The 16909-nt window shown below is 69.6% G+C and carries 18 protein-coding genes; 4 read left to right on the top strand and 14 right to left on the bottom strand.

Going from position 1 to position 16909, the window contains the following annotated elements; all coding sequences use genetic code 11:
- Positions 1–13: 13 nt before the first annotated feature.
- The 14 genes from FFT10_RS14895 to FFT10_RS14830 form a co-directional block, all read right to left on the bottom strand.
- Positions 14–730, bottom strand: coding sequence for an aspartate/glutamate racemase family protein (locus FFT10_RS14895; protein WP_194150901.1), 717 nt, complete (start codon positions 728–730; stop codon positions 14–16).
- A 186-nt stretch (positions 731–916) separates the two neighbouring features.
- Positions 917–1669, bottom strand: coding sequence for a TerC family protein (locus tag FFT10_RS14890; protein WP_137733638.1), 753 nt, complete (start codon positions 1667–1669; stop codon positions 917–919).
- An 80-nt stretch (positions 1670–1749) separates the two neighbouring features.
- Positions 1750–2517 carry an SDR family NAD(P)-dependent oxidoreductase gene (locus tag FFT10_RS14885; RefSeq protein WP_137733637.1) on the bottom strand — a complete coding sequence of 256 codons (768 nt, stop codon included), beginning with the start codon at positions 2515–2517 and terminating at the stop codon, positions 1750–1752.
- Complete coding sequence (denD, locus tag FFT10_RS14880; protein ID WP_137733636.1) at positions 2514–3539, bottom strand: D-erythronate dehydrogenase; 1026 nt, start codon at positions 3537–3539, stop codon at positions 2514–2516. The genes FFT10_RS14885 and denD overlap by 4 nt, the downstream gene beginning before the upstream one ends.
- A 30-nt stretch (positions 3540–3569) precedes the next feature.
- Entirely contained in the window at positions 3570–4355 is a 786-nt protein-coding gene (locus tag FFT10_RS14875; RefSeq protein WP_137733635.1) for a FadR/GntR family transcriptional regulator, read from the bottom strand.
- Positions 4356–4391: 36 nt separating this feature from the next.
- The gene (locus FFT10_RS14870) at positions 4392–4778 is read right to left on the bottom strand and encodes a cupin domain-containing protein (protein WP_137733634.1); all 387 of its coding nucleotides are present in this window, start codon (positions 4776–4778) and stop codon (positions 4392–4394) included.
- A gap of 12 nt (positions 4779–4790) precedes the next feature.
- On the bottom strand, positions 4791–5330 hold the full coding sequence (locus tag FFT10_RS14865; RefSeq protein ID WP_137733633.1) for a gluconokinase: 540 nt from the start codon (positions 5328–5330) through the stop codon (positions 4791–4793).
- Between the two features lie 2 nt (positions 5331–5332).
- Entirely contained in the window at positions 5333–6394 is a 1062-nt protein-coding gene (locus tag FFT10_RS14860) for an ABC transporter ATP-binding protein (RefSeq protein ID WP_137733632.1), read from the bottom strand.
- Positions 6395–6404: 10 nt separating this feature from the next.
- A complete protein-coding gene (locus FFT10_RS14855; RefSeq protein WP_137733631.1) occupies positions 6405–7259 on the bottom strand; it encodes a carbohydrate ABC transporter permease in 855 nt (284 codons plus the stop codon).
- The gene (locus tag FFT10_RS14850; RefSeq protein WP_137733630.1) at positions 7256–8122 is read right to left on the bottom strand and encodes a carbohydrate ABC transporter permease; all 867 of its coding nucleotides are present in this window, start codon (positions 8120–8122) and stop codon (positions 7256–7258) included. The genes FFT10_RS14855 and FFT10_RS14850 overlap by 4 nt, the downstream gene beginning before the upstream one ends.
- Positions 8123–8259: 137 nt before the next feature.
- The gene (locus FFT10_RS14845) at positions 8260–9648 is read right to left on the bottom strand and encodes an ABC transporter substrate-binding protein (protein WP_137733629.1); all 1389 of its coding nucleotides are present in this window, start codon (positions 9646–9648) and stop codon (positions 8260–8262) included.
- Between the two features lie 177 nt (positions 9649–9825).
- Positions 9826–10515: a choice-of-anchor E domain-containing protein gene (locus FFT10_RS14840; protein ID WP_137733628.1), complete on the bottom strand. Its 690-nt coding sequence runs from the start codon at positions 10513–10515 to the stop codon at positions 9826–9828.
- Between the two features lie 32 nt (positions 10516–10547).
- On the bottom strand, positions 10548–11189 hold the full coding sequence (locus tag FFT10_RS14835; RefSeq protein WP_162520808.1) for a choice-of-anchor E domain-containing protein: 642 nt from the start codon (positions 11187–11189) through the stop codon (positions 10548–10550).
- 274 nt (positions 11190–11463) lie between these two features.
- Entirely contained in the window at positions 11464–12432 is a 969-nt protein-coding gene (locus FFT10_RS14830) for a 2-hydroxyacid dehydrogenase (protein ID WP_137733626.1), read from the bottom strand.
- 96 nt (positions 12433–12528) lie between these two features.
- Between FFT10_RS14830 and FFT10_RS14825 the strand changes: the two genes are divergently transcribed.
- The 4 genes from FFT10_RS14825 (at position 12529) to FFT10_RS14810 (ending at position 16815) form a co-directional block, all read left to right on the top strand.
- Positions 12529–14268: an IlvD/Edd family dehydratase gene (locus FFT10_RS14825; RefSeq protein ID WP_137733625.1), complete on the top strand. Its 1740-nt coding sequence runs from the start codon at positions 12529–12531 to the stop codon at positions 14266–14268.
- A 74-nt stretch (positions 14269–14342) separates the two neighbouring features.
- Entirely contained in the window at positions 14343–15191 is an 849-nt protein-coding gene (locus tag FFT10_RS14820) for a 2-dehydro-3-deoxygalactonokinase (protein ID WP_373282530.1), read from the top strand.
- Complete coding sequence (locus FFT10_RS14815; RefSeq protein ID WP_137733623.1) at positions 15188–15922, top strand: 2-dehydro-3-deoxy-6-phosphogalactonate aldolase; 735 nt, start codon at positions 15188–15190, stop codon at positions 15920–15922. Before FFT10_RS14820 ends, FFT10_RS14815 begins: the two co-directional genes overlap by 4 nt.
- Positions 15919–16815: a DMT family transporter gene (locus FFT10_RS14810; protein WP_228027122.1), complete on the top strand. Its 897-nt coding sequence runs from the start codon at positions 15919–15921 to the stop codon at positions 16813–16815. Before FFT10_RS14815 ends, FFT10_RS14810 begins: the two co-directional genes overlap by 4 nt.
- The last annotated feature ends 94 nt before the right edge of the window (positions 16816–16909 follow it).

The following is a 16909-nucleotide window of genomic DNA, read 5'->3' as shown; positions in this document are numbered from 1 at the left end:
GAAAGCGTCATGGTCAGGGTGTCTCCGTCGAAGGGTGTGGCGTGGGTTTGCAAGCGGCGTGCCACGCTGCCGTCCAGGCGGCCTGGAGGCCGGCGCGCACGTTGTCGATCAGCGGCACCGGCACGCGTGGTGCCAGCGGCGCGGCCAGGTCGGCCAGGGCGGCGCCGCCGATCACGATGGCGCGCACGCCGCCCAGGGCCAGCGCCTGCTGGCAGGCGCCCAGCAGCAGGGCCTCGGCGGCGGGCGGGTCGGCCAGCAGCTCGGCGCCGGTGCGCTCCACCGTCACCACGCCGGCCAGGCGGGCGGCCAGGCCCAGCTGGGTGGCCAAGTCTTCCAGCATCGGGCCCCAGGCCGCACCGCCGGTGACGATGGCATAACGCCCGGCGGGATCGGCCGCGGCCAGGGCATCGGCCTCGCGCATCGCCACCTCGGCCAGGCCCAGCACCGGCACGGTGGTGGTGGCACGCAGTGCGGCCACCCCGGGGTCGCCGAAGCAGGCCACCAGCACCGCATCGGGCGCGCCGTGGGCGGCCAGGTGGGCGGCCCAGGCGGCCGGCACGGCGCGGGTGGCGGTGTCGGCGGCTGCGGGCGTGGCGATGTAGGGTTCGCCGAACGGCGCGGTCAGCGCATGCAGGATGGCGCCGGCCGGCGCCATGGCTTGCGCATGCCGTGCCAGCAGGGCGGTGACATGGGCGCTGGTGTTGGGGTTGATCAGCAACAGGGTGGGCATGGCAGCAGGCCAGCAAGCGGTGTACCTGTCCGCGCTGGTGCACGTGCTGCTGGGTGCCGGCAGTCTGGCACCGCCCTGGTGCTGGTCAGGCCCGGGTCAACCCGGAATGCACGGGTTCACCCTGATCCTGTCTGGTGCATGGTGCGCACCATGCTGGTGGCCCGCCGAGGCTGGCGGGCCGCGGGGTCAGTCGCCCGGGATGCGCGGCGGGTTCAGCGTCACCTTGCGGGCATGGCGCTTGCGCATGTTGATGTTGATCATCTCCACGCCCAGCGAGAAGGCCATCGCGAAGTAGATGTAGCCCTTGGGCACGTGGTGGTCGAAGCCCTCGGCCACCAGCACCACGCCCACGACCACCAGGAAGGACAGCGCCAGCATCTTGACGGTGGGGTGGGCAGACACGAAGCGGCCGATCGGACTGGCGAACACCATCATCAGCGCCACCGAGCAGATCACCGCCGCGATCATGATGCGCACGTCGTCGACCATGCCGACAGCGGTGATGATCGAGTCGAGCGAGAACACCAGGTCGACCACCATGATCTGCAGGATGACCGAGGCGAAGGTGGCCTTGACCGCGCTGGCCCCGCCCTGGTCTTCTTCCCCTTCGAGCGACTGGTGGATCTCGCCGGTGCTCTTCCAGATCAGGAACAGGCCGCCGGCGATCAGGATCAGGTCACGCCCGGAGATCTCCTGCCCGAACACGGTGAACAGCGGCGCTACCAGGCCGACGATCCAGGCCAGCACCAGCAGCAGGCCGATGCGCATGAACATGGCCATGAACAGGCCGATCTTGCGGGCCAGCTCCTGCTTGGCCTTGGGCAGCTTGTCGACCAGGATCGAGATGAAGATGATGTTGTCGATGCCCAGCACCAGCTCCAGCAAGGTGAGCGTGGCGAAGGCGATCCAGGTCTGCGGGTTGCTCAGGAGTTCCAGCATGGCGTTGTTCTTTGTTCAGCCCAAAGCGCGATTGGAACCCAGGCCCGGGGTGCTGGCGCAGCGGCGAATGCGTACCAGGCTCAATAAGTGGCGCGGCCGCCGGACAGGTCGAACACCGAACCGGTGGCAAAGCTGCATTCGGGCGAGCTGAGCCAGGCCACCATCGCGGCGATCTCGTCGACGTCGACGAAGCGGCCCATCGGGATCTTGCCCAGCATGAACTGGATGTGCTGCGGCGCCATCTGGTCGAAGATGGCGGTGCGGGCCGCCGCCGGTGCCACCGCATTGACCAGCACGCCGGTGGTGGCCAGCTCCTTGCCCAGGCTCTTGGTCAGGCCGATCAGCCCGGCCTTGCTGGCGCTGTAGTGGCTGGCGTTGGGGTTGCCTTCCTTGCCGGCCACCGAGGCGATGTTGACGATGCGGCCCCAGCCGCTGGCGATCATGCCCGGCACCACCGCCCGGCAGGTGAGGAAGGGCGCAATCAGGTTCACTTCCACCACCTGGCGCCAGGCGGCTGGCGACAGTTCCCAGGTGGGCGCGTTGCCGCCGGTGATGCCGGCGTTGTTGACCAGGATGTCGATGCGGCCGTGGCGGGCGATGGTGGCGGCGGTGGCGGTGGCCACGGCGGCTTCGTCGGTGAGCTGCACCACCTCGGCCGAGACCGGTCCGCCGCCGGCCAGGGCCTGCACCGCGCCAGGCAGGCGTTCCGCATCCAGATCCCACAGCACCACGGTGGCGCCGCTGTGCTGCAGCCGCCGGGCGGTGGCCAGGCCAATGCCCTGCGCACCGCCGGTGACCACCGCCACGCGGCCGCGCAGGTCGTATTGCGCCGGCGTGGCGTTGCTCATGCCAGACCTTTCAGTGCATCGGGCGTGCCCGGGCCGGTGTGGGCGGCGCGGCAGTCGGCGATGTACTGGCGGACGATGTCGGCGAAGTTGTCCTCGGGCAGCAGGCCCAGCGCGGCGGCGCGGTCGGCGCGGGCGCCGGTGGGCCAGTTGGCCACGATGCCGGCGATGCGCTCGTCGCGCTGGAAGCGCACCCGGGCGCGCACGGCCGGGCCGGCCACGGCTTCCAGCGCGGCCAGCATCTCGGCCACGCTGATGTTCAGCGCCGGCAGGTTCAGCGCGGTGCGGCCGCCGTAGGCCTCACGGCTGGCCTCGTAGACGGCGATCAGGCCGTCGACCGTGCGCTGCGGGCTGCTGACCGGATGGCGCACGCCGGCATCCACCGGGCAGATGGCCTCCACGCCGGCCAGCGGCTCGCGGATGATGCCGCTGAAGAACGACGAGGCGGCACCGTTGGGCCGGCCAGGCCGCACGGTGACGGTCATCAGCCGGGCGCTGCGGCCGTCGATGTAGCCCTTGCGGGTGTAGTCGGCCACCAGGTGCTCGCAGATGTGCTTCTGGATGCCGTAGCTGGTCTGCGGCGTGGGCAGGGTGGTGTCGGTCACGATGGCCGGCATCGGCACCGCCGCATCGGGGCCGTAGACGGCCACCGAGCTGCTGAACACCAGCTTCGCTGGCGCCGCGCCACCGTTGACCCGATGGCGCAGCGCATCCAGCAGGGCGCGGGTGCTGTCGAGGTTGCTGCGCAGGCCGAGGTCGAAGTCGGCCTCGCATTCGCCCGACACGGCCGAGGCGAGGTGGAAGACGCCGTCCATGGCCTCGTCGCGCAGGCCTTCACAGTGCTGCAGCAGCGGGCCGACGCGGGCCTCGACGCGGCCATCGGCCAGCAGGTCGGCCGGTGGCGGTGCCATGTCGGCCAGCACGATGCGGGTGATGGCCTGGCCGCCGAGCTGGCCGCGCTGCAGCAGGGTGCGCGCGAGGCGGGCGCCGACGAAGCCGGCGCCGCCGGTGATGAGCAGTTGCATGGTGGTGTGGGGGTGGGAAGTGGACGGGAATCAGCGTGCGGGCGCGGCCGGCTTGGCCGCCACGGCTGCCGGCAGGCGTGCCTTCAGCCGCGGCGCCGGCAGGGCCAGCGAGGGCAGCTTGCGGCGCGAGTTCAGCACGGTCTCGATGTCTTCGCCGGCGCCGTCGATCAGCACCAGGATGGCCCGCTCGGCCTTGGCCGGCGCGCGGGCGATCACGGCATCCAGCACCGCGCGGTGCAGCGGCAGGGATTGCGCGGGCCCGTCGGGCCGCATCGTCGACAGCTCGAAGGCGGTGCGCAGCAGCGCGCCCAGTGCCTTGCTCATCTGGATGACCATGCGGTTGTGGCAGGCGCGCAGCAGGCCCTGGTGGAAGCGCAGGTCGTGGGTGACGTAGTCGCCACCCAACTCGATGGCCGCGCGCATGCCGGCGTAGGCTTCCTCGATGTTGGCGATGTCGTCGGCGGTGGCGCGTTCGGCGGCCAGGCGCACCGCGGCCGGCTCGACGACGCGGCGCAGCTCCTGCAGATCGCGCAGGAACTCGCGGGTGAAGCCGATCTTGCTCTGCCAGACCACCACGTCGGGGTCGAACCAGTTCCAGTGCTCTTCGGGCAGCACGCGGGTGCCCAGCTTGGGGCCGGTGATCAGCAGGCCCTTGGCCACCAGGCTCTTGACCGCTTCGCGGATCACGGTGCGGCTGACGCCCAGCGTCTCGCACAGCATCGGCTCGGGCGGCAGCGCCGCGCCCACGGCATAGCGGCCGCTGACGATGTCCTCGCCCAGCTGGTCGACGGTGTTGCCGTGCACGTTCTTGATCATGGTGGGCCCGGGGGTTGCAAGCGCTGTGCCGAAGGATCAGCCGCGGACGAAGGCGGTGACCAGCGGATCAGGGCCGACCTGCCGGCTCCAGTGGCCGTGCACCGCGGGGTCGAAGCTGGCGCCGGCCGGCAGGGTGTCGGCCGAGAAGAAATGCTGGCCCGGCCCGAAGATCCGGCTGCTGCCGTCCTGCAGGCCGATCTCCATCTGGCCGCCGAGGATGAAGACCCATTGCGGATCGCCGGTGCAGTGGAAGTCGCTGCGGAAGCCCACCGGGCTGTGGCGCAGTTGCATGCCGCCGCTGGGCATCAGCGGCGACAGCATGGCCTGCGGCTTGCCCTCGGTCAGGGCGATGGGTTGCTCGCGGAAGCGGGCGCGGCCGTCGGCATCGGTGAACAGGATGACCTGGGTGAAGTGGGCAGGCATGGCGGAGGCCGGTCAAGGGGTGGTGGAAACCTGCCACTGTGCCAGCGCCGCGGCCACCACCTGGGCGGTGGGCGGGCTGATGTCGAGCGTGATGGCGGCTTCATCCGCGGCAGGCGGCTCCAGCGTGGCCAGCTGGCTGTCGAGCAGGCTGGGCGGCATGTAGTGGCCGGTGCGGGCCTGCAGCCGGTGACGCAGCAGATCGGCACTGCCGTGCAGGTGCACGAACTGCAGGCCGGGGCAGGCGGCGCGCAGGCCATCGCGGTAGCTGCGCTTGAGGGCCGAGCATGACACCACCAGGCCCTGGCCGGCGGCCTGGGCCTGGCCCAGGCGGCGGCCGATCTCGGCCAGCCAGCCGGCGCGGTCGGCATCGGTCAGCGGCGTGCCGGCGGCCATCTTCGCCACGTTGGCGGGTGGGTGCAGCTCATCGCCCTCGATGAAGCCATGGCCCAGGGCCTGGGCCAGCAGCCGGCCCACCGACGACTTGCCGCAGCCACTGACGCCCATCACCACCAGTTGCCGGGGCGGCTGGTGTGCGGCGGCGGCGGCCCCCATGGTCACAGGCGCTGGCCGCCCTGTCCGTCGAAGACATGGGCCTTGGCGCCGTCGATGGCCAGGTGCACCGTGTCGCCCGGTTGCGCTGCCGTGCGGCCATGCAGCACCAGGGTGAGCTGCTGGGTGCCGATCTGCAGCAGCAGCTCGGTCTCGGCGCCGGTGGGTTCCACCACCACCACCTGGGCGGCGATGCCGGCAGCGGCCAGGGTCAGGTCGCCCGGGCGGATGCCGTAGTGCACCTTCTGGCCATGGTTGCCACCAGCCAGGCCGGCCACCGGCCACAGCGCGCCCAGGGCCGACACGGCGGTCTGGCCGCCTTCCTTATGCAGCACGCCATCGAACACGTTCATCGCCGGCGAGCCGATGAACTGCGCCACGAACAGGTTGCCCGGGTGGTCGTACAGCTCCAGCGGCGTGCCGATCTGCTCGATGATGCCGTCGTGCATCACCACGATGCGGTCGGCCATGGTCATGGCCTCGATCTGGTCATGCGTGACGTAGACGGTGGTGGTTTTCAGCCGCTGGTGCAGGGCCTTGATCTCGGCGCGCATGGCCACGCGCAGCTTGGCGTCCAGGTTGGACAGCGGCTCGTCGAACAGGAAGACCTTGGGATCGCGCACGATGGCGCGGCCCATGGCCACCCGCTGGCGCTGGCCGCCCGACAGCTCCTTGGGGAAGCGGTCGAGCAGCGTGCCCAGGTTGAGGATGCGGGCCGCGTTGTCCACCCGCTCGTTGATCAGCTTGGCGTCGGCCTTGCGCAGCTTCAGGCTGAAGGCCATGTTGTCGCGCACCGTCATGTGCGGGTAGAGCGCATAGCTCTGGAACACCATCGCGATGTCGCGGTCCTTGCTCTCCAGGTCGTTGATGACCTTGTCGTCGATCAGGATCTGGCCGGCGGTGATCTCCTCCAGCCCGGCCAGCATGCGCAGCAGCGTGCTCTTGCCGCAGCCGCTGGGGCCGACCAGCACGACGAACTCACCATCGGCGATGTCGAAGCCGATGCCGTGGATGACCTTGACCGGGCCGTAGGCCTTTTCGATCTTGCGGAAGGAGACGGTTGCCATGGATGGGTTCTCAGGATTTCACGGCACCGGCCGTGAGGCCGCCGACCATGTAGCGCTTGAAGGCGTAGTAGATGGCCGCGGGCGGCAGGGCATAGACGAGGCCGGTGGCCATCAACAGCTCCCACGGCGAATCGTCGGCCGACATGAAGCTGCCCAGCGCCACCGACAGGGTGACGTCGGTGTCCTTGCTCAGCAGCAGGAAGGCGTAGAGGTATTCGTTCCAGGCCAGCAGCAGGCTGTAGGTGCCCACGGCCACCAGGCTGGGCACCATCAGCGGCAGGTAGACCAGGCGGAACAGCTGCGGTGCGGTGGCGCCGTCCATGCGGGCCGCTTCATCAAGCTCCATCGGCAGCTTGTCCGAGGCCTGCTTGAGCACCCAGATGCAGTAGGGCGAGGCAATGGTGACCATCGCCAGGATCAGCGCCCACTGGTTGTTCAGCAGGCCGTAGTTGCCCATGGTCTTGTACATCGGCACGGCCAGGAAGGCTGCGGGGATGAAGTAGGTGAACAGCGCCAGGTTCATCACCGTGCGGCCGCCGCGCACCTTCAGCCGGCTGATGGCGAAGGCCGCGCAGGTGGCGATGAACAGCGTGATCACGCCCACCGCGGCGGCGATCAGCACCGAGTTGGCCATCTGCTGCCAGAAGTGGTTCAGGTAGAAATGCTTCTGCTGGAAGACGATCTCGAAGTTCTGCAGCGTGGGGTTCTTGGGCCACAGGCGGCCGGAGGTGGCGGTGTCCCGCTCGCTGATGGCGAACAGGAACATGTGGTAGATCGGCACCAGGGTCCACAGCAGCACCGGGATGCCCACCAGCAGCAGCTGGGCCTCGGTGCTGACCTTCTTCCAGCTCAGGCCCTTGCTCATTTCGACAGCCTCTTCATCAGGATGTAGACCAGCGGCAGCACCAGGGGCATGGCCACCACGATGGAGGCCATGGCCAGGTCGATCTGGTCCAGCCGCAGGTAGCGGATGCCCAGCGTGGCCAGCACGTGGGTCAGGTCGGCCGGACCGCCGCCGGTGAGCAGGTAGACGCTGTTGAAGTCGCCCAGCGTCCAGATCATCGACAGGATGGTCGAGGTGACGAACAGCGTGCGCATCGCCGGCCAGGTGATGAAGCGAAACTTCTGCCAGCGGCTGGCGCCATCGACACTGGCGGCCTCGTACTGCTCGGTGGGGATGGCCAGCCGGCCGGCCAGCAGGATCAAGGTCCAGAAGGGCAGGCTCTTCCAGATGTGCATCAGCATCGAGAAGGCCAGCGCCAAGGTCGGATCGTTCAGCCAGTTGGGGCCATCGAGCCCGGTGAGCTTGAAGATGGTGGTGTTGATCACGCCCCACTCGGGGTTGAGCATGAAGCGCACCGACAGGATCGTGGGGATCGACGGCACCGCCCACGGCAGGATGAACAGCACCGACAGGATCTTGATCCACCAGCGCGCCTGCACGAAGAAGCCCGACAGCCCCAACGCAATCACCATCTTCAGGTTGATGGCCACAACCAGGAACACCAGGGTGTTGATGGCGGTGCGCAGGAAGATCGGGTCGTCGAACAGCTTGCTGTAGCTCTCCGGGTGGCGCGCCAGCCACAGGCCGTAGCCCACCGGGTAGAGCACGAAGACCAGGAACACCACCACATAGGGCAGCACCAGGATGCGGCCCCAGAACTCCCAGGAGCTGAGTTGCTTGGGCGGCGGTGCCGTGTAGGCGGCCGGCATCGTGGTGGTGTTCATGCGGCCCTCGCCGATTCAGTGGGCGGCACGGTCGCCGCCAAGCGTTGCAGATCCAGCGCACCCCGCGGAACCGGCTCCGCCGGGCCGCTGGGGTGGCCCCCTTGAGGGGGAGCGCCGAAGGCGCTACGGGGGTGGGCTCAGGACCCCGCGACAGCCTTGATGCGGGCGATCATCTCGTCGACCGCCTTGTCCACCGGCACCTTCTCGTTGAGCACCCGGTTCATCGTCTTGGCCCAGACGTTCTCGTTGTTCAGGATGGTGAACTTGAAGTTCTTGGTGAACTCGAACGGCGTGGTGCCGGCCATGAACTGGTTGTAGACGGCCAGGCGGTGCGGGTCACCCTTCCAGAAGGCGCTCTGCTGCGCGGTCTTCTGCACCGGGAACCAGCGGCCCAGCGAGCCTTCCACATACGGCGTGAGGTTGGCTTCTTCCAGCAGGAAGGCGACGAACTTCTTGGCGGCCGGCTTGTTCTTGGCGTCCTTGAAGATCACGCCGGTCTTCACCGCGGCGCGGTAGGTCATCTTGCTGCCGTCGGGCTTGTTGGGGAAGCCGGCGGTGGCGATCAGCTCGGTGTAGTTCTTCTTGGCGGTGGCACGCTGGGCTTCGGTCAGCGTGGTGTTGTTCATGTCGTCCAGCCACTTCGCGGCGATGGAGATGGTGGCGTTGTGCGTCATCACCGTCGTCTTGTTGTGGAAGGCGACGTTGTTGTCCGGGTCCTTCCAGCTGGTGGACGACGGCGGCGTGCAGCCCTTGGCGTACACCGCGGTGTAGTCGGTCACCGCGTTGATCAGGGCGGTGCGCACTGCCGGGTCGTCGACCAGCAGCTTGCCGGCGTCGTTGACCAGCTGAACGTTGTACGCGTCCATGAAGGTCAGGAACGAGAAGAACGAGTCGGTGGAGTCCACGCCCATGGGCATGCCGATGCCGAAGCCGCGGTTGCCGGTCTTCTGGCGGTAGCCCACCTGCACCTTGGAGCACCAGAAGTCCCAGTAGCCCTTCCAGTCCTTGGGGATGTCGGTGTCCTTGAAGCCCGCGTCGGCCAGCATGTCCTTCCAGTACTGGATGTGCATGGTCTGCTGCTTGACCGGGTAGGCGTAGTACGCCCGCGTGCCGTTGGTGTTGTTCAGCAGGAAGGTGGTGGACAGCGCGCGCGGCTCGAACTTGGCACGCAGCGGGTCGATCACGCCGGTGATGTCCTCCAGCTTGCCGTCATAGGCCCACTTGGCGGTGACCTGGAAGTCGTAGGTGTCGGAGTAGGCGACGTCGGGCGGTGCGTTGGAATCCAGCGCGGCCACGGTCTTGGGGATCATGTCCTGGATCGGGTACTGCGACAGCTCGATCTTGATGTTCTTGTTCTTGGCCTCGAACTTCTTGATGGCCTCGAACAGCGCCTCGTCCTCGGCCTTGTAGAACCCCTTGACCCACCAGACGGTGAGCTTCTCCTGCGCCTGGGCAAAGGCGGGGCCGGCGGCCAGCAGGCCTGCGCCGACCAAGGCAGTGGTGATCCAGGAAGTCTTGCGGTGCATCGTCTCAGTCTCCAGTGGGGGTGGCCGTGCGCCCGCTCGACCGGCGGCGCTTCGTGGTCTTATCGTATGACGATTGACCAGCACCGGCGCCCGGGCTTTCCCGCATCCGTCCGGTGGTGCGCAGACGAAAAAAAGCCGCCCCGAGGGGCGGCTTGTGGTGCAGCGCAGGCTGCGCGGTCAGGCAGCGCGGCGCCGGGCCAGCCAGCTGACCACACCCAGGCCGGCGAACATCAGCGCCCAGGTGGTGGGCTCGGGCACTGGCGGCAGCGTGGCCGAGGGCTGGTAGGTGTAGTGCACGCTGGCGACACCGCCGGCGTAGGTGCTGAAGTCATAGGCCAGGTTGCCTGCGCCGCTGACCTGCGAGAGGCCCACTGCCACAAACGGCAGCTGAACCTTGCCCGGGCCGGAAAACAGTGCCAGCGTCGGAGCGTCGGTGAACGATGCGCTGCTGCTGCTGCTGGCCGTCAGGTTGGACAGCGTGGTGCCTGACGCGCCGGCGTAGTCGATGCCGCGGTCGTAGACGGCCGCCGAGAAGCTCTGGCTGGCCAGCGGCGTGGTGCTCACCAGCACGTCCAGCGAGTCGGGCCGTGCCAGCGACAGTTCAGCGCGCAGCGTCAGCGTCAGCAGGGTCGCCCGGTTGTTCAGGTTCTCGGCGGCTGCGATGCCGCTCAGGTTGCCGTGGAGCGTCAGCGTGACTTGCTGCAGCATGCCCATCGACGGGTCGAAGCGCTGCAGTTCGGCAAAGCTGTTCCAGTCGGTCTCCTCGGCCGCGAAGGCGTCGGCGCTGTAGCTGATGGTGCCGGCATGGGCCTGGCCGAGGGTGGCGGCGATCAGGGCGGCGGCAAGGGCGATCGTGTGGAAGCGCATGGAAGTTGTTCTGTTCGGTGTTGACCGGTCGTTCAGGCGCGGCGGCGGGCGAAGCCGGCGGCTGCGAGCGCGATGCCCACGAGGGCCAGGGACGCGGGCTCGGGGACCGGGCTGCTCTGCTGCGGCGCCGCGGTGTAGTCATAGGTGACGCTCGCCGACACCGTGGCGTACGAGAAGACGAAGCCGTTGATGCTTCCAGGCCCGCTGGTGGCCGATGTGGCGAGCGCAAACACACCGAGGTCGAACATGCCGGTGCCGATGAAGGCATCCAGGTCGCTGTCGAGCATCAGCGTGCCGGTCTCGGTGTCCTCGATGCTGTAGGTCGCCGTGGACTTGCCGGCCAGCGGCGTCGTCTGGCTGGCGGACAGCGTCAGCAGCGCGTCGTCGAGCGTCGGCAGCACGAATCGCACGCTGCCACGGAGGTTGCTCTGCGCCGTCGCGGCCCTGTTGGCCTTGTTGCTGGTGGTGAAGTCCGAACGGACCGTGCCGCTGAACTGGAAGGTCACCGCGTTCAGCGTTCCCATCAGGGGGTCGAACTGCTGCAGGGACAGGGTCTGTGCCGGGTCCCAGTCGGTGGGGGCCGGACCATGGCTGTTGCCGTGGCTGATGGTGGCAGCGTGGAGGGCGCTGCAGGCCAGCAGGGATGCGACCGAGATGCCGAGGAGTCTGTACACGAGGGGCCTTTGGAAATGTGCGGGTGCGCGGAGGGGGCCTCCGCGGCGTCTGCGCATTTGGTTAGCGATCTTCGTGCCAGCCTCGGCTAGCTCAAAAACTCCTTTTTAATCAATGACTTGCTGGATTGCTGCGGTGCGTCGTCTGCGCCTGTCAGGATGGCCGACGTGCGATCTTTCACGGGTTGGCCTGCAAGCGGAAATCCATCACGCTTGCGGCACCGTGTGGTGGTCCGGGCGTGTCAAGAAATCCGACAAGCCTGCTGGCAGCCCGCCGTCACCGGCATTCCGGCACCGGCGTGCGCGCCGGCTGGCCGGCCAGGCGCAGCTGCAGGTTGGCAAAGGCCAGGTCGGCCATGGCCTGGCGGGTACCCTGGGTGGCGCTGCCCACATGCGGTGTCAGCACCACCTGGGGCAGGGCGCGCAGGCGCTCGGGCACCCGCGGCTCGTCCTCGAACACGTCCAGCCCGGCGCCGGCGATCACGCCGCGCTCCAGCGCGTCGATCAGCGCGGCATCGTCCACCACCGAGCCACGGGCCACATTCACCAGGATGCCGCCGCCCGGGCTGCTGCGGCCCAGCGCGTCCAGTACCTCGGCGTTGATCAGGTGGCGGGTGCCGGCGCCGCCGGGGGTGATGACCACCAGGAAATCGCTCACTTCGGCCAGCGCTGCGGCGCTGGGCAGGTAGCGGTGCGGCAGCTCGGGCTTGGCACTGCGGGCGGTGTAGGCCACCGTCATGTTGAAGGCCAGCGCACGCTGGGCAATGGCCTGGCCGATGCGGCCCATGCCGACGATGCCCAGCCGCGCACCACTCATCTTGCGGGCGAGCGGCATGTTGCCCTGCAGCCATTGGCCGCCGCGCACGAAGCGGTCGGCCGCGGGCAGCTGGCGCGCGGTGCTGAGCATCAGGCCCAGGGCCAGGTCGGCCACGTCGTCGTTCAGCACATCGGGTGTGTGGGTCACCACCACGCCGCGGGCCTTGGCTGCGGCCACATCCACGCCGTCGTAGCCCACGCCCATCACCGAGATCACCTGCAGCGCCGGCAGCTGGTCGATCAGGCTGGCCGGCACCTTGCTGTCGCCGCTGGCGGCCACCGCGCGGATGCGCGGCGCCACCGCGGCCAGGGCGGCGGCGTCCAGGTCGGGCAGCACATGCAGCTCGCAGGCGGCCGCCAGCTGGGACATGTACAGCGGCGACAGCCGGGCCACGGCCAGCACGGGGATGGGGTTGGAATCAACGGACACGGGGCGCTCCTAGGGCTTTCACGGCTGCTGCAGCCAATCGTCATACCATAGTATCTGGGCAGGCCCGGAACCCCACCCCGGGAAAGCCAGCATGCGATGAGCGACCAACCCAAGAAGAAAGCCCCGCACGAACTGCGCAGCCAGCAGTGGTTCGGCCGCCAGGACCGCGATGGTTTTGCCTACCGCAGCTGGGTCAAGGGCAAGGGCATCCCGCATGACCAGTTCGACGGCCGGCCGGTCATCGGCATCTGCAACACCTTCAGCGAACTCACACCCTGCAACAGCCACTTCCGCACGCTGGCCGAGCAGGTGAAGATCGGCGTGTACGAGGCCGGCGGCTTCCCGTTGGAATTTCCGGTGATGAGCCTGGGCGAGACCCTGCTGCGGCCCACCGCCATGCTCTACCGCAACCTCGCCAGCATGGACGTGGAAGAGAGCATCCGCGGCAACCCAATCGACGGCGTGGTGCTGCTGATGGGCTGCGACAAGACCACGCCCAGCCTGCTGATGGGCGCCAGCAGCGCCAACCTGCCGACCATCGGCGTGTCGGGCGGGCCGATGCTCAACGGCAAGTGGCGCGGGCAGGAACTGGGCAGCGGCACCGGCGTGTGGCAGATGAGCGAGCAGGTGCGCGCCGGCACGCTGAAGCTGCAGGATTTCTTCGAGGCCGAGAGCTGCATGCACCGCAGCCACGGCCACTGCATGACCATGGGCACGGCCAGCACCATGGCCAGCATGGTCGAGGCGCTGGGCATCGGCCTGCCCGGCAATGCCGCCTGGCCGGCGGTGGATGGCCGCCGCAATGTGCTGGCCCGCAACGCCGGCCGCCGCATTGTCGAGATGGTGCATGCCGACCAGACCATCGGCCAGGTGCTCACCCGTGAAGCCTTCGAGAACGCCATCAAGACGCTGGCGGCCATCGGCGGCAGCACCAATGCGGTGATCCACCTGATCGCCATCGCTGGCCGGCTGGGCGTCCAGCTGTCGATCGATGACTTCGACCGCCTGGCCAGCACGCTGCCCTGCCTGGTCAACCTGCAGCCCAGCGGCCAGTACCTGATGGAAGACTTCTGCTACGCCGGCGGCCTGCCGGTGGTGATGAAGGAGATCGCCCAGCACCTGCACCTGGACATCGTCACCGCCAACGGCAAGACGGTGCGCGAGAACATCGCCGGCGCCGAGAACTTCAACCCGCAGGTCATCCAGCCGCTGGACCAGCCGTTCAAGGCCAACGCCGGCATCGCGGTGCTGCGCGGCAACCTGGCGCCGCGCGGCGCCGTCATCAAGCCCAGCGCGGCCACGCCGGCGCTGATGCAGCACACCGGCCGGGCGGTGGTGTTCGAGGATTCCGACGACTTCCATGCCCGCATCGACGACGACAGTCTCGATGTCGACGAGACCTGCATCCTGGTGCTGAAGAACTGCGGCCCCAAGGGCTACCCCGGCATGGCCGAGGTGGGCAACATGCCGCTGCCGCCCAAGGTGCTGAAGAAGGGCATCACCGACATGGTCCGCATCTCGGATGCCCGCATGAGCGGCACCGCCTACGGCACCGTGGTGCTGCACACCGCGCCCGAGGCGGCGGCCGGCGGCCCGCTGGCGGTGGTGCAAAACGGTGACCTGATCACGCTCGATGTCGCCGCCCGCCGCCTGCACCTGCATGTGGACGATGCCGAACTGCAAGCCCGCCTGGCCGCCTGGCAGGCGCCCGCGCCCGCCATGGCCAGCGGCTACTGGAAGCTCTACATCGACCATGTGCTGCAGGCCGACCAGGGCGCCGACCTCGATTTCCTGGTCGGCCAGCGTGGCGCCGCCGTGCCCAAGGACAACCACTGACCACGCCTGTTCTGCTGGCCGTCGACTGGGGCACCAGCGCGCTGCGCGGTGCCCTGCTGGCGGCCGATGGCACGGTGCTGGCGCAGCATGCCGCGCCGCGTGGCCTGCTCAGCGTGGCGCCCGGCGGCTGGCAGGCCGCGTTCGACGCCGAGTTCGGTGCCTGGCAGGCCGCGCACCCTGGCCTGCCGTGCCTGCTGGCCGGCATGGTGGGCAGCCGCCAGGGCTGGGCCGAGGCGCCGTATGCCGCCTGTCCGGCCGGCCTGGCCGACATCGCCCGGCAGCTGCGTTGGCTGCAGCCCGGCTGTCTGGCCATCGTGCCGGGCCTCAGCTGTGAGAACGACGGCGTGCCCGATGTGCTGCGGGGTGAGGAGACGCAGGTCTTCGGCGCACTGCAGGCGCTGCCCGATGCCGGTGGCGCCCACACCCTGGTGCTGCCCGGCACCCACAGCAAGTGGATGCAGGTGGACGGCGGCCGGGTGCGGGGCTTCCGCACCCACGTGACCGGCGAGACCTATGCGCTGCTGCGCCAGCAATCGATCCTGGCGCGCATGCTGCCGGCTGCCGATGGCGATCTCGACGCGGATGCCTTCGATGCCGGCGTCGCCCGCGCGCAGCAGCCCGGCGGCCTGCTGCACCACCTGTTCTCGGTGCGCACGTTGGCGTTGTTCGACCGTGCCACTGGCGCCGCGCTCGCCAGCCGCCTGTCGGGCCTGCTGATCGGCGAGGAGTTGCGGGCCCAGGCCCTGCCGCCCGGCCAGCCGGTCACCGTGCTGGGCAGCGCCGGGCTGGCGCTGCGCTACCAGCGGGCGCTGGCGGCGGGTGGCCACCCGGTGCGGCTGGCGCCCGACGATGCCACCTGGCAGGGGCTGCTGGCGGTGGCCCGCGCGGCCGCACTGGTCTCGGAAGGCACACTGTCGGCATGACCGCCGACGCCGACCCACCCACCGAAGCCCGTGATGCCCGCAGCCTGAAGGCCCTGGCCGACCGCCTGCTGCGCCAGGCCGCTGGCGCCCAGCCCGATGCCGCCGCCCGCCGCCTGGCCGATGCGCTGGCGCAGCTGCCGCTGGTGGCCATCCTGCGCGGCATCACGCCGGCCGAGGCGCTGCCAGTGGGCCAGGCCCTGGTGGACGCCGGTTGGTCGTTGATCGAGGTGCCGCTGAACAGCCCGCAGCCGCTGGACAGCATCGCCGCGCTGGCGCGGGCGTTTCCGCAGGCCCTGGTGGGCGCCGGCACGGTGCTGGATGCCGACCAGGTGCGTGCCGTTGCGGCGGCCGGTGGCCGGCTGGTCGTGGCGCCCAACACCGATGTGGAGGTGGTGTTCGAGGCCCAGCGCCTGGGCCTGGTCTGCCTGCCCGGCGTGGCCACGCCCACCGAGGCTTTTGCCGCGCTGTCGGCCGGTGCGCAGGGGCTCAAGCTGTTCCCGGCCGAGCAGTTCAGCCCGGCGGTGCTGAAGGCCTGGCGCGCGGTGCTGCCGGCCGGCACGCCGGTGCTGCCGGTCGGAGGCATCACGCCCGACAGCCTGGCCGGCTGGCGCGCTGCCGGTGCCGCCGGCGCCGGCATCGGCTCGGCGCTGTACAAGCCCGGCATGGCAGTGGCCGACGTGGCTGCGCAGGCGCGGCGCTTCGCCCTGGCCTGGCAGGCGGCCGCAGCGTGAGCGGCCCCAAGGGGGCTGACCGCGGACTGCAGGCGCTGCTGCTGGGCACCGCCGCGGTGTGGGGTGCCAACCTGTCGGTGGTGAAACTGCTGCTGGTGCAGATGGAGCCGCTGCTGGTGTCGGTGCTGCGCATGGCGGTGGCCGCGCTGGCGGTGGCGGTGGTGGTGGCCTGGCGCCGCATGCCCTGGCCGCCGCTGTTACGCCGGCAGTGGCTGGCGCTGGCCGGCTGCGCCTTCCTGATGGTCTACCTGAACCAGATCTTCTTCACCCAGGGAGTGGCCGGCACCAATGCCGCCAATGCGGCGCTGATCATCGCGCTGAACCCGCTGGTCTCGTCGCTGCTGGCGGTGGTGCTGCTGGGCGACCGGCTGAGCCCGCCGCGCATCCTGGGTGTGGCGCTGGGCTTCGGTGGCGTGGCCGCCGTGGTGCTGCACCGGCCCGGCATGGCACTGGGCGGTGCCGGGCTGGGCGACCTGCTGGTGCTGTGCTCGGTCACCACCTGGGTGCTGGGTGGCGTGATGGTGCAGCGCCTGGCGCGCGGCATCGACCCGCTGTTCATCAGCGCGGTGCTCAATGTCATCGGCACGGCGCTGCTGCTGCTGCATGTGGGGCTGCGGCCGTCACCGCTGGTGTACGACGCGAGCCGCATCAACGGGATGACAGTCGTGCTGATCGCGGTGTCGGGCCTGCTGGCCACCGCGCTGGGCGGCATCGTCTGGAACCGGGCGCTGATGGTGCTGGGCGTGGCCCGCACCGCGCTGTATTCCTACTGGGTGCCGATCTTCGGCGTGCTGTTCGCGGTGCTGCTGCTCGGCGAGCCGCTGACGGTGTGGCACGGCGTGGGCCTGGCGGCGGTGCTGGCCGGCACCTGGCTGGGCACGCGCAGTCACTGAGCAGGTGGGGCCGCCTGCCGGCCGGCGCGGCAGTGCCGGCACCGGTGTCGAACAGCCGCCCAGCAGGGCCGCCAGCACCAGCCACAGCGCGGCC

The organism is Pseudaquabacterium pictum, from assembly GCF_005403045.1.
GTDB classification, from domain to species: domain Bacteria; phylum Pseudomonadota; class Gammaproteobacteria; order Burkholderiales; family Burkholderiaceae_C; genus Pseudaquabacterium; species Pseudaquabacterium pictum.
Note: the sequence above shows the minus strand (reverse complement) of the source record. Positions and strands in the feature narration are given on the sequence as shown.

Bases quoted from the DNA above. Each gene is read 5' to 3' on its own strand.
- FFT10_RS14895 (WP_194150901.1), bottom strand. From the start codon at position 730: ATGCCCACCCTGTTGCTGATCAACCCCAACACCAGCGCCCATGTCACC.
- FFT10_RS14890 (WP_137733638.1), bottom strand. From the start codon at position 1,669: ATGCTGGAACTCCTGAGCAACCCGCAGACCTGGATCGCCTTCGCCACG.
- FFT10_RS14885 (WP_137733637.1), bottom strand. From the start codon at position 2,517: ATGAGCAACGCCACGCCGGCGCAATACGACCTGCGCGGCCGCGTGGCG.
- denD (WP_137733636.1), bottom strand. From the start codon at position 3,539: ATGCAACTGCTCATCACCGGCGGCGCCGGCTTCGTCGGCGCCCGCCTC.
- FFT10_RS14875 (WP_137733635.1), bottom strand. From the start codon at position 4,355: ATGATCAAGAACGTGCACGGCAACACCGTCGACCAGCTGGGCGAGGAC.
- FFT10_RS14870 (WP_137733634.1), bottom strand. From the start codon at position 4,778: ATGCCTGCCCACTTCACCCAGGTCATCCTGTTCACCGATGCCGACGGC.
- FFT10_RS14865 (WP_137733633.1), bottom strand. From the start codon at position 5,330: ATGGGGGCCGCCGCCGCCGCACACCAGCCGCCCCGGCAACTGGTGGTG.
- FFT10_RS14860 (WP_137733632.1), bottom strand. From the start codon at position 6,394: ATGGCAACCGTCTCCTTCCGCAAGATCGAAAAGGCCTACGGCCCGGTC.
- FFT10_RS14855 (WP_137733631.1), bottom strand. From the start codon at position 7,259: ATGAGCAAGGGCCTGAGCTGGAAGAAGGTCAGCACCGAGGCCCAGCTG.
- FFT10_RS14850 (WP_137733630.1), bottom strand. From the start codon at position 8,122: ATGAACACCACCACGATGCCGGCCGCCTACACGGCACCGCCGCCCAAG.
- FFT10_RS14845 (WP_137733629.1), bottom strand. From the start codon at position 9,648: ATGCACCGCAAGACTTCCTGGATCACCACTGCCTTGGTCGGCGCAGGC.
- FFT10_RS14840 (WP_137733628.1), bottom strand. From the start codon at position 10,515: ATGCGCTTCCACACGATCGCCCTTGCCGCCGCCCTGATCGCCGCCACC.
- FFT10_RS14825 (WP_137733625.1), top strand. From the start codon at position 12,529: ATGAGCGACCAACCCAAGAAGAAAGCCCCGCACGAACTGCGCAGCCAG.
- FFT10_RS14815 (WP_137733623.1), top strand. From the start codon at position 15,188: ATGACCGCCGACGCCGACCCACCCACCGAAGCCCGTGATGCCCGCAGC.